13 protein-coding genes are annotated in these 11,819 nt (G+C 57.7%); all 13 read right to left on the bottom strand.

The genetic code is table 11. The features are described from left to right. Positions 1-47 precede the first annotated feature (47 nt). The gene (locus tag GH784_RS20800; protein WP_003515115.1) at positions 48-314 is read right to left on the bottom strand and encodes a flagellar biosynthetic protein FliQ; all 267 of its coding nucleotides are present in this window, start codon (positions 312-314) and stop codon (positions 48-50) included. Positions 315-363: 49 nt separating this feature from the next. After that, positions 364-834 (bottom strand): flagellar hook assembly protein FlgD, encoded by a 471-nt coding sequence (gene flgD, locus GH784_RS20795; protein WP_003515114.1) that lies wholly within the window; start codon positions 832-834, stop codon positions 364-366. Continuing rightward, on the bottom strand, positions 825-1,274 hold the full coding sequence (gene flbT / locus GH784_RS20790) for a flagellar biosynthesis repressor FlbT (protein WP_003515113.1): 450 nt from the start codon (positions 1,272-1,274) through the stop codon (positions 825-827). Before flbT ends, flgD begins: the two co-directional genes overlap by 10 nt. Continuing rightward, positions 1,271-1,615, bottom strand: a complete 345-nt coding sequence (gene flaF, locus GH784_RS20785) for a flagellar biosynthesis regulator FlaF (protein WP_003515112.1) — start codon at positions 1,613-1,615, stop codon at positions 1,271-1,273. Before flaF ends, flbT begins: the two co-directional genes overlap by 4 nt. 34 nt (positions 1,616-1,649) lie before the next feature. Continuing rightward, positions 1,650-2,753, bottom strand: a complete 1,104-nt coding sequence (locus GH784_RS20780; protein ID WP_003515111.1) for a flagellar hook-associated family protein — start codon at positions 2,751-2,753, stop codon at positions 1,650-1,652. 3 nt (positions 2,754-2,756) lie between these two features. Then, complete coding sequence (gene flgK / locus GH784_RS20775) at positions 2,757-4,235, bottom strand: flagellar hook-associated protein FlgK (protein WP_003515109.1); 1,479 nt, start codon at positions 4,233-4,235, stop codon at positions 2,757-2,759. Between the two features lie 22 nt (positions 4,236-4,257). After that, positions 4,258-5,538, bottom strand: a complete 1,281-nt coding sequence (locus tag GH784_RS20770) for a flagellar hook protein FlgE (RefSeq protein WP_065703824.1) — start codon at positions 5,536-5,538, stop codon at positions 4,258-4,260. A gap of 104 nt (positions 5,539-5,642) precedes the next feature. After that, positions 5,643-6,314 (bottom strand): transcriptional activator Rem, encoded by a 672-nt coding sequence (gene rem, locus GH784_RS20765; RefSeq protein WP_003515107.1) that lies wholly within the window; start codon positions 6,312-6,314, stop codon positions 5,643-5,645. Positions 6,315-6,596: 282 nt separating this feature from the next. Next, positions 6,597-7,163: a lytic transglycosylase domain-containing protein gene (locus GH784_RS20760; protein ID WP_019564301.1), complete on the bottom strand. Its 567-nt coding sequence runs from the start codon at positions 7,161-7,163 to the stop codon at positions 6,597-6,599. Next, positions 7,111-8,466 (bottom strand): flagellar hook-length control protein FliK, encoded by a 1,356-nt coding sequence (gene fliK / locus GH784_RS20755; protein WP_065703822.1) that lies wholly within the window; start codon positions 8,464-8,466, stop codon positions 7,111-7,113. Before fliK ends, GH784_RS20760 begins: the two co-directional genes overlap by 53 nt. Then, positions 8,463-9,740: a chemotaxis protein MotC gene (gene motC, locus GH784_RS20750; protein ID WP_003515101.1), complete on the bottom strand. Its 1,278-nt coding sequence runs from the start codon at positions 9,738-9,740 to the stop codon at positions 8,463-8,465. Before motC ends, fliK begins: the two co-directional genes overlap by 4 nt. Beyond that, positions 9,737-11,020: a MotB family protein gene (locus GH784_RS20745; protein WP_019564303.1), complete on the bottom strand. Its 1,284-nt coding sequence runs from the start codon at positions 11,018-11,020 to the stop codon at positions 9,737-9,739. Before GH784_RS20745 ends, motC begins: the two co-directional genes overlap by 4 nt. After that, complete coding sequence (locus GH784_RS20740) at positions 11,017-11,667, bottom strand: hypothetical protein (RefSeq protein WP_003515099.1); 651 nt, start codon at positions 11,665-11,667, stop codon at positions 11,017-11,019. Before GH784_RS20740 ends, GH784_RS20745 begins: the two co-directional genes overlap by 4 nt. Positions 11,668-11,819: the final 152 nt, after the last annotated feature.

The following is an 11,819-nucleotide window of genomic DNA, read 5'->3' as shown; positions in this document are numbered from 1 at the left end:
CTAGTCGCTGAAGCTTGCGCGAGGATGGCATCCAGGCGGTACGGGCGTCAGAAGCCCGACTGAACCCGCGAAAAGACGAGATTGGAAAAAAGGGCGATCTGCGCGCCCACAAACGGGGCGGCAACGCCGAGAACGATCATGATCGTTACGATTTTAGGGACAAAGGTCAGCGTCATTTCCTGAACCTGGGTCAGGGCCTGGATAAAGGCGATGGCGACACCAACGATCATGGCCGCGAGAACGGCGGGACCGGCCGCGACGAGAACCGTCCAGACTGCCGCCTGCATGATATCAAGCGCATCGGCCTCGTTCATCGTCGCATCCTTTATTCCGGAAAGGCGGCATCATGCCGCCTCTTCAATGTCAGGAACCTGCAGGCACGTCCGAATCGGTGCCGCTATCAGGTGTAGTCGCGATCGGACCGTTCGAGAAGGTCACACCGGCCTGCAGCAGCACTTTGTCACCAGCTTCTGTGATGGCGACGACGCCGTCCGAATAGACTTCGACTTCCTTTACCACGCCGGTGACCTTGTCGTCGGCGCTCTTGACCGTTTTGCCAACCAGGTCGGAAGCGCGCGTCAGGGCTTCGGCCTGCAGCATGCTCTTCAGATGGGTGTTGGTCTTGATCGTCTGCTCAACCTGCGAGAAGCTCGCAAGCTGCGACATCTGCTGGCCGGCATCCATCGGGCTGGTCGGATCCTGGTTTTTCATCTGGGCGATGAGAAGCTTCAGGAAGCTGTCGTAGTTAAGCGAGGCCGCGCTTTTGTCGTTGCTGCTCGCCCCGGCATTTGCCCAGGGGTTAGAGGCTGCCGACGTGACTGCATCTACCGCCATGGTGCGATCTCCTTGCGAATCTGCTCGATCGTTGCGGGGGTCATTTCCTGATTGTTGAGGATCTTTTCCTCGGTCGGGTACAGGCCACGAATGGCCTTCAGCGCTTCGAAAGCCTTACCCGAGGCAACCAGACCGTCGATACGCTTGAGTTCGGCCAGAATCTCCTCATGCTGGAAGCAATTGAGCAGCATGCTCACGGATTTACGGAACAGGTTCGTCGACTGTTCGCGTCCTTCCGGGTTGATGAGGATCATCTGGGCGATGAAATAAAGCTGCCTGAGCGGCGTCGTCGCCTGCTCCGGCTGCAGGACGTGGTTTTCAAGCAGGAACGTGACGTCGTTCAGGAATTCGAGGGCCACCTTGCGATCCACCCGCAAAACCGCGCCGTTGATGAAAATCTTTTCGCCCGATTTCAGCGAGATTCGAAGTGTACTTTTCATTTCAGTCCATCCCTGATGATGGTTGTCACGTCAATTATACCCTGGAAATTCGTCGACTGACGTTTCCGGATCAGTTCGCACTCTTTCAAAATCCAGATCGCGATCGAAATCAGATTTGCCCTGAGTTCCATGGCCAGCTGGTTTTCGGGCTGCTTGAGGTCCTCAATGAAGCGGATCCAGACCCGTCGAGTGTAAAAAAGCGCTTCGATCGTGTGGCGCTGGGAAGAGGAATCCTTTGCCTCCACCAGTAGATCGATCGATTTTGTCAACGCCTGCCGCTCGCGATCCTTCGCGTCTGCGACACCATCCTCCATGATTTCGGCGTAGGAAAACTGGTACATTCATGTATCCTTTATCTGCCGCCACCCCTGTTCATCAGAGGTAGTTTACCAGACTCATTTTTTGCAGACGCGACGTAAGGCTGTAGGCAATTTCAATCTGCTGCTGGAGCAGATCCAGGCGTGTCTTCACCTCGTAGGTATCGATCCCCTCGATATCCAGCAGATGAGTCTCGATGATCTTTTTCTGGGCGGCGAGCGAGTCGTTCGCTTTCGAAACACGGCTTTCGGAAAGGCCGAGCTGGCTCTGCTGCTGGTTCAAACCACTAATGACCGTGCCTATATTGGTCACCGACCTGGTCGCCACCAATTCACGAACGTCGCTTGGGACCTTGTCATCAAGGAACGTCATCGCCGTCATTGCTGTCATCGCGAAATAACGCATGCCCTGCGAGTTGCTGTTGGTCGATGTCTCGACCACCTCGTTCTGGCTGATGCGGCTCGTCATGTTCGTGTCGCTCGCCTTCGACCCATAGGTCGTCCAGAAATCGTAATTCTGGCCGGCCGTCAGATCGCTGTGCGGTGGGTTCGTAACCGGCGTAGTACCGTTGAACACGCCTTCGATACGGGTCATGAACGCCGCGGCCTGATCCTTGGACAGGTCGGCAATGTTACCGACCGCAGGTGTCTGTGCCGCCATGAACGCGTTCAGCTCAACCTCATAGGCTGCCTTCAGCGTCGATCCTTCGGCAAAGTAGTCGTCGATAGGCTTCACATCCGTATTGATACCGGAAAACAGAAATTCGCCACTGACTGCCGTATTGGCAAAACCGGTGAAGGTGTTGAACGCATTCGAAATGGTTTTGGCGACCGTTGCCAGCGTTGGTGCTGCGCTGCTGGTATTCGGAACAAGAACCTTCTGAATTTCCTGGGCGGCCTTTGCCATGCCATCAAGTGCCGCCTGAGAGGACTTGAGGCGCTGCGTGGCGATAGAATTGACGCTGACGAGCGAAGAGAGACGATCGACATCGCGATTAAGGTCAAGACTGCGGGCCGTGTTGGCACCCAGCGTCACGCCCAGGTCCGCATGTTTGCCCGTGGTCAGCTCGGTATTGAGGTTCGTCATCTCAAGCTGGGCCTTGAGGATGGTGCTGCGCATGCTGTTCTGCATCGCCAGCGATGAAATGAAGGACGTTTTCATCTATTACCTCACCATATCCATCAGCGACTTGAGCATGTCGTCGATGGTGGTCACCAGCTTCGTGGCGGCCTTGTAGGATTGCTCGATATCCATGAGCAGCGAAAGCTCCTCATCCAGGCTGACGGCAGTATTGTTCGAATAGGAGGTGGCGGAGCGCTCATAGAGCGCGCTTTTCGCTTCGTTTGCCGAAGTTGCGCCGGATCGTTCCTGTTCGAGCCACCCCACCGAGTTGGTGCCGTATTTCAGGATGCTTGTATTCGTATCGATACGTGTCGACGCGGCAAAATTCATGGGCGCGTCAAAAGCAGTGACATAGCTGTCGATCAGTGCGGAAAACCCGGTTCCGCCTGAAGTTGTGCTGTTGATTACATAAGCGGTACCGTTGATACCGCCGTCGCGCAACAATTCCGGGTTTCCACCTTTGGAAATAATTAACGCAGGGTTGACGGTAATGCTCGCAGCGAGCCCGGGAGAGACAACACCGCTTGCCGGAATGGTTGTGGCCGCAGGGGAGCCGTAGGTGAAGAGGCCTGGCATCTTCGGCAGCGTGCTGGTGGGGCTGGCCGGCTTTTCCGCAAACATGGTGATGAGGCCGCGCGCAATTTCGTCGAGCTGGCTCTGCATGGTTGGCGCCAGGTCGTCACGAACCTGCATCAGACCCTGAAGCGAACCTTCCGCTGTCGTGTTGCTGCCGCTGCTCGCCTTGATCGCGACGCCATCAACGTAGATCGCGTTCCCCGTGACCGTCGCGTCGTAGCCCGGCTGCGCCTTGAAAGTAACCTTGCGCGGCACGACTTCGAACAGGGTCGCGCCATCCGCCGTGTAGAGCGCCACGTCGTTGTTTTCACGATTGACGACATTGATCCCGATGATGGACGAAATGTCCTTCAGCAGCGTCTCGCGCTGGTCGAGAGCATCACTTGGATTGCCGCCGATCGCGGTCTGCGCCTTGACCTCGTTGTTGGCTTCCTCGAATTTCGCGAGCAGGCCGTTCAGCTTGTCGACCTGAAGGGACATTTCCTTGTCGGCACGCAGGCGCATCGCCTGCAACTCGGACGAAGCCTTGTTCAGGGAATTGGCGACGTCCACGGCTGATGTAACCGCAGTCGCAGCAAGCGCGGAATCGCTCGGCTTTGAGGCGTAACCGTCAAGGCTCTTCAGCAGTTCCTTCATATAGGTGGCAGGCGAACTCTCGTAATCGTTGCCGCCGAAAAGGCTTTTCATCTCCTCGAGCCCGGTCAGAACGGTTTTCTGGCCGGAAGCGAGGGATGCACTGGAGATCGTCTGCCTCAGGAGGCTCTCATTCTGGGCACGGCCGTTGGCGACAATACTTGCACCTGACATGGTCGTGCCGAGAATGGCGGTTCGCTTGACGTAGTTCGCATTACCCACATTGGCAATGTTTTTCGAAGTAACGTCCGTCTGCTTACCTGTATTGTTGAAGATCGACTGCGCAGTATTCATTGCTGACGTGAGCGACATTCATTTGTCCTCGTGAGAATTACTATCTCTTCAGATTGATCAGGACATCCATCAAATCCGACCCGGTCTGGAAGACTTTCGAATTCGCTGTATAGATACGCTGGGATTCAATCATATCGGTGAGTTCGCTGGCGATATCGACGTTCGAGCCCTCAAGCGCACCCTTCTGGATGTAACCGAAGCTGCCCGTCTGCGGGAAACCGATGGTGACGACGCCCGACTCGTTGCTCGGCAGATAAACGTTGCCGTTCTGAGGGGAGAGGTTGTCGACGCTCGGCACCGTGGCAACCGCCAGCTGGTAGATGTTGCGGCGGCCACCATCCTGATAGACTGCAGTCACTACGCCGTCCTTGCCGATTTCCACGTCCTTGATCTGGCTCGGGCCGTTACCGTTCAGGATCGCGGTGCCGGGCGTGAACTTCGTCGAGAACTGCGACATGTCGGACAGGTCGATACTTATTGCCTGCGGGACGCCGCTGACCGTGTCGTTGATGGTGATCGACTTTGGAGAGGTAGGTGTGAGCTTATTGGTCGCCGGGTCGAATGCCAGCGTGACTGATTCCTTGACAAGGTTCGCTGCTGGGGTCGCCGTGTAAGGGAAGCCGCCATTGGTCGACTGGTCCTGACGATAGACTGCCACTTCCCAGGTATTGGCGCCGGTCTTGGTGTAATAGAAATCGTAGAGAACCTTCGCGCCACCGCTGTCGTACGCCGTCAACGATGTCTTGTTACCGATCGTCGATGTTGCAAGGTTGTCGCTCGGACGCGAGCCCGCCGCAACAGCGGCTTCATCGCGATTGAGGTTGGCCGGGAAGCTGCCCTGCGTGGAGGGCGATGCTGTCAGGCCGAAATTATTGACGTTGACGGCCTCAAGGCCGGTAAAGCCGTTGACGACGGCAGCTGGCGCATTTGCCCCGTAGGGGTAACCCATCAGCTGGAAGCCCGCTGCGTTTTCCAGGTAGCCTTCCGCATTCTTCACGAACGAGCCGGCACGTGTGAGATAAGGCGTGCCGCCACCATCCTGAACCACGAAGAAACCGTTGCCCTGAATGGCAAGATCGGTGCTCGACGTGGTGTAGGACAGGTTGCCCTGCTCTGAAATGCTGTAGCGAACGTTGGACTGCACGCCGCCGGAGGCATAGCTGCCCGACGAGGAGGGCAGAACGAGCGAGGAGAACGACGTCGATGCGCGCTTGTAGCCGGTGGTGCTTGCGTTGGCGATGTTGTCGCCAACGGTTCCCAGCTTGTTAGCCTGTGCATTCATGCCGGACACACCGGTTCGCATAGTGCCGAAAATACTCATTCAAAAACCCTCGTGGTCATCTTCAGGGAGAAGGTAAAGCGTTTGGCTTGCGTGAAGCTGTCTGAAATACCGCGTTTGAAAAAGACCACGCGGATGAATGAATATTATTGCCAATCAATGCTGTAACCGAGGAAACGCTTGGAATCGACCGGATCGTAGCCGAGCTTCTTGCGAAGCTTCTTGCGCAGCTTGCTGATATGGCTTTCCACGACGTTCTCTTCGACGTCATCATCGAAGATGCCGTAGATGGCATTGAAAATCTGCGCCTTAGAAACGCGGCGTCCGCGATTGGCAATCAAATATTCAAGGATGCGGCGCTCGCGCCGCGGCAAGGCAAAGACCTCGCCACCAACTTCGGGATCACGACCGTCGGAGAAAACCCGGATCGGTCCCGCATCGGTGAAATTCGAGATAACCTGCAGGCGGCGACGGATCGCCGCCGCACGCGCAAGGATTTCACGGGGGTGAACCGGCTTGCGCACGACGTCATCGACGCCGCTGTCGAACAGCGCCAGAGTCGATTCCAGCGAGGGCTGGTCGCTGACCGCGATCACCGGTGCCGTCGTGCGATCCCTGATCGCCTTCGGCAAGGAGAAGCTCCGGTCGCCCTGACCGATCAGGAATGCCTCTACGGCCGCCAGATCGCTGTCCGCTGCCGTCGAGACCCACTCCCCGAATTCGACCGGATCGAAACCGGTCGAGGGGATGCCCTCACGCCCAAATAGAGAAGTATAGCCGTCTTTAACGAGCTCGCGCTCATCAACCACTACGATCATTCGTCCGCCTCCGAATCAGTGTGGTGTTTTCCAATGCGGCATTGGTACGAATCGGGGGATTCAGCGACAACTGTAGGAAATCATCGATAGTTATTAATAATTGATTAACCATTTTGTGCCGATTTGATCTATATATAGTGGTTGTTAACCATATACGGTACAAAATTTTTGTGTAAAAATTTCAAAAATCCGAAAAAATCGCTTGCGGCGCCTTTTTTAGGGCTTTCTCTCGCCACATTTCAAATTGCGAGTCCTTGATCGCATCAAAACAATCGATGGTTGTTATCCGTCGCAGAAATTTTTCGCGTTGGCGGTCCATTTTCCGTAGCCCGTCGCCACCAGATTGGCGATCACCCGGCAGACATATTTCTTTTGAGCCGGGTCGTTGTTGGGCCCGGCATGATAGCGGGCGACCGCCATGGTCCAGGTTTCGTGCCTGTTGTGGAGATTGCGCAGGAACATGGCGGCATATTCGACATTGCGGCGCGGATCGAACATTTCACGCGCGGATGTGAAGTTTTCGCCATGGAAATAGTGGTTTATCTGCATGCATCCCAGGTCGATCAGCTTGGCGCCGTTGCGCTTTGCCGTCTCGAAAGTGGTCAATGCCTCCTCGGTGGAGGAGGCAAATACCGGTTTTCCCTCAATATTCATGGCGTTGGGGTCAAGCCGACCCTTGCGACCGGTCTCGGTCAGGCCGACAGAATAGAGAATTCCCTCCGGCACGCCGTATTTGCGGGCGGCGGACTGAATTTCCCTTTCACAGACACCTGACGTTGCCGAAGCGGAGGCGTTTTCAGAGGTAAACGCCGTTGTCAGCAGAAGTGCGGGCAGAGCCAAGAGCGCCATCCATGCCTTCATTATGCACCCCCAAATTATCACCATTGCCCTGCCGTCCGCCGCGTGTGCCGGACTCGTCACGGTTGCGCCCTGCGGCGGCCTGTTGGCCTTGCTGCTGCGCCTGCTGATTTTGCTGATTGTTGGCTTGTGTGCCCGTTTGGTCACTCTTGTCAGAAGAAGCAATGCTGATGGTGATGTTATCGACCGTCAGACCCTGCGCCTTGAGGCCATCGAGGATGCTCTTGCTGTCCTGCTGAAGCTTTTTGTAGGCGGCCACGTTCTCCACCGTCATGTGAACGGCAAGCTCATCGCCGGCAAGACGCAACGACATCGTCACCGATCCCAGCTCGATCGGCGTCATGTGCAGCTTCAGCGTATGGACGACTTTGCCGGTACTGCTCTGGGCCGCCTCATTGGACAGCGACGAGCCGGGCTGCATGGCGCTAACCCATTCAGAATCATTGGCGATGAGGCCAGTCAGAGCCGAGGCGTTGGATGAAGGTGCCAGACCAATGAACCGCCGCGAATCGAGAACCGTAATCGTCTCGGTCGCCTTGCCGCTGCTTTCCCGGGCATCGAACTCGACGCGGCCATCCCGCTGAACCGTACTCATATCGAGAGCGCGGGCTGTGCCGGAACGAGGAGATGCGAAGCGGAATGCCGAGGCGTCGCCTTCAGTGCCCGATCCGGATCCGGCTTCGTTTCCGGCAAGCTCGGTCCGTGCGTGCATGTCCTTCGCCAGAGGCTCAGCCTTACCCCTGACAGTTTCAACCTTTTCGGATTTGACATCGGCCTTACCGGCAATCGCCTGCGCAATTTCCTCAAGGGGCGTCTTGGCTGTCACGATATCGCCGACATTGGCCGTGAGCGTCTGCAGCTCTGCCAGCTTCGGATCGATTGCATCCGCCGCCGTCTGGCTCTCCTTGTCGGCGTCCTTGACCTTCTTGCCAGGTTTGCCGTTTTCAGGCGATGTGTGCGCCGTCTTAATCGCATTCTGAAGCTCCGCCAGCGCCTCGTGACCATGGCCTTCTCCGGAATGGTCCTTGACGATCACGTTCAGGAAGCTCGGAGGCCGCTTGACCGGCACATCCGTCTTTTCAGCATCGTCATCCGGTTGCACATTCTGCTCCTCAGCCGATCCCGCTTCCTGCTGATGACGCGAATGCGTTGCCTGCGGCGGGCGCTCTTCCCTGACCGTCGCGAGGGTGTCGCCGAAACTTCCGCCTTTGGCGTCGTCCCTCACACTGGCGCTGCCAGCGCGCGGATCGTTATATGGCGCATTCACTATCGCGTTGATGGTTGCGTCGATCATGGTGCCCCCTCGCCTTTCTTCAAAAGGCTGTCGATTTCATCGAGCTTACTGCGGCCGCTCGTCACGAGTTGCCGGACGTTCTCGCCCTCATCCTCAGCCTTGTGGTTTTCAACTCTCCATATGCCCTTGGTCTCGGCACTGGCCGCCTCATTCGCGGGCGCGCCCGACCCGGCCCCCTGCCCTGCCGTGACACCGGGATCGGCGCCAGGCTGCGGGGAAGGCGGACGAACCACCTGGTCGGCGATTGCCCTTGCCGCGTCCCGCAGGGCCCTGTCGCGATCCGAAAGCTGGGCCTCGGGAATTTGCCCGATTGTTTCAATCGCGCTCACCACATCGGGCGTGCCGATATTGGAAAGGCTTTCATAGAGATTTGCCTGAACTTGCGGCTGGTCCGGCATATCCGGCGACAGCGCTTTCGCCTTCAACGCCGCCATGCGCGCCAGCGAATCCTTGCCGCTGATCGCCGCGAGACGGGACAGGCGCAGATAAGCTTCCTTCTGCCTCTCCGCGTCCATCATGGCGAATGTTTCCTCTATCGTGTCGTGCCCGATGGAATCGACACGTTTGACCACAAGTGAGACCAGAAGGTCCGCGAACTGGCTGGCATAGGGCGAATGCAGGAACCGCCGCGCGTAACGCTGTGCATATTCGACGCCACGCCCGGCATCGCCGTCTTCAACGGCGATAGCAAGCGAGCGGCGGAGTGCAGCCTCCTCCACGATGGTACCGGGCGCTTCGAGCCGGGCTATGTCATAGAAACCGAGGGCAGCCACCGGATCGCGGGGGATCGTCACATTGCCGCCGATCAGTGCAAGATAGGCGCCAATTCTCGTGCCGCGATACTCGGGCACCATGGCCGCGATGCTCTGGGCGACCAGCGTTCCCTTGCCGGACAGATATTTGCGCAGAATATCGGCGACGCGGCTGTCGAAATTGCCGTCCACGTCCCGCGCGACGAGCAATTCGAGCGTGGCCGGATTGCCGCCGCTCATCGCGTAGACAAGCGCCGCATCAACATTGCGCGGATCCTTGAAGATCGCCGAAGGTGCGCTCTTAAGCCGCTCGTCGATCGTCTGGAGCAGAAACCGCTGCATTTCGGTTGCCGAATGGTCTCCCATGGTGACGGAATCCTGCACGAACTGCAGGGAGCGCAACATGGCATAGGGCATGAGGTTGTCTTGCGATTGCGCAAAAACCTTCGCCGGTTCGGCACCGAGACCACACAGTGTCGCCGCAAGAAAAACCCAACGTTTCGAGGATTTCGTCACACTCACCCCCGATCGGCCTCAAGCAGGATTTCGATACGGCGGTTCGCATTCGCCAGCGGGTCTGCCGGCACCTGCAATCTGCGATCCGCAAAACCCGAAACCTGTTTCACCCGCTCTTCCGACAGGCCGCCGCGAACCAGCATGTAATAGGCGCTATGCGCGCGGTCCATGGAAAGCCGCCAATTGTCATTGGCCTCACCCTTGAACTGGCGTCCATCGGTATGGCCGCGGATCACCACGCTGCCGCCACGCTCCTGAAGCAACTTGCCGATCTTCTCCATGGCCAGGACCATTTCGCCGCGGGGCACAGCCGATCCAACATTGAACATCGGCGTTTCCGTCTGGTCGGAAATGGTCAACAGCAATCCGCCTTCGGCGGGCGTCACCACCAGACCTTCGGCGAGCTTGCCGCTGATGCCGGATATCTGCTTCTCGATCTCTTGGCGCAGCTCTTTGGCCTCTTCCTTCTGCGCAGCAGTACCTTGCTGCTGCTCCGGCTGAGGCTGCGTAAGTGCTGCCTGCTCTGCGGCACCCGGCCGCTGCTGCGGCACCACGGCGGCGACTTCCATGGCCTTGCCGTGATCTGCACCATCGGCTGGCTGCTGAGACGATTTAGCCGCAACCGCTTCATTATCCTTGGCAGCGTCCTGCTGCTTGTTCTCGGCAGATTGCTGCTGTTCGACCGGATTTTGCTGCTGGTCCGCACGTGTGATCTTCACCTGCTGGGTCCAGAAATCGGGATCGAAGGGATCGCGGTAAGCCTCACCGCCGCTCGCACCCGTCGCCGGGCCGGAATCGGCAGCACCACCTTCGCCCTTGGCGCTGACATTGGCCTGCTGCCCGACCTGCTGGGCAATTTCCGCCAGAACGGAATAGGGATTCTCGAAAAAGTCCGCTTCGGAGAAGTTCGACTGCTCCCCGGTCTGCGAGGTCAGGTCTTCACCTGTCGCGGCGGCTGAACCCTGGGTGACCTTTTCCGCCTTTATGTTGGACTGGTCTTTCTTCTCGACGCCCTCTTCCTTGTCCACGGGTTTTTCCAGCCCCTTGGACGAGGGTTTCTCATCGGACAGCTTTATCGGATTGAAATAGCTGGCGACCGAGGCCTTGGTTTCCTCGTTTGCGGCGTTGACCAGCCACATGACGAGGAAGAACGCCATCATGGCCGTCATGAAGTCGGCATAAGCGATCTTCCACGCGCCGCCATGGGCGCCATCGTGCCCGCCCTTGTGGCGTTTGACGATGATGATCTCGTTCTTGCCGTGGTGGTGATTTTCGCCTTCACTCATTTCATCACCTTGCGAAGACTGGACGCCCAGGCGGACATGCGCGTGACGAACACGCTTTCACCCAACTCAACGGAGAGGTCGATATCTGCCGTCTCGATAAATTTCATCGTCTCTTCTTCAAAGCCCGGCTGCGTCTTCAGCTGCTCAAACAAATCTTTCGGGCCTTTCACGACAAGGGTCACGGCCTCGCCATCCGGCATGGAAGCGCGAACGACATCCGCAAGCGCCGAAACCGCCTTCAGCGACAGCTCTTCGGTCAGAACCGGGGCAAGGATATTGGCGGTCTGTTCGCTGAGATTGGTCGCGATCGCATCGATGCCTTCACGCAGCCTTAGCGACAGGAAAACGGCAATTTCTTCCAGATAGACGGAACGTAAGCCTTCGAGTTCTGCGGCATGAGCAGCAAGAAGCTCCTCGCGCTCGGCCTGCATTTTCTCCGTGATCTCGCGGGTCGCATCCTCGTGACCACGGGCATAGGCGGCCTGTTTTTCGCTTTCGACGTCGAGCGGCTCGAATTCATCGAAACCGGATGCAATATCGCCAAAACCGGAAATGCCGTCGACATCCGCCAACGGTTCGCCGAACGTCAGTCCCGCGGGCTGCACGTCACCGAAATCCTTGAGATATCTTGCAATGGACGCGCTCATGCCCGCCCCCGGCAAAACAGGCCAAAGGGGCGAGACATGTTTCGTTGCCTGCGATCAAAGCCGTTTGGCGGCACCACCGTCATCCTTGCTACCCTGCCCGTCTCTTCAATTGTTTTCGGCCGGATCACGCCATGCGATCCACCCGATATTGC

The sequence above is a fragment of the Agrobacterium tumefaciens genome (assembly GCF_009649785.1).
In the GTDB taxonomy this organism is placed as follows: domain Bacteria; phylum Pseudomonadota; class Alphaproteobacteria; order Rhizobiales; family Rhizobiaceae; genus Agrobacterium; species Agrobacterium tumefaciens.
This window is presented reverse-complemented; position numbering and strand designations above follow the sequence as displayed.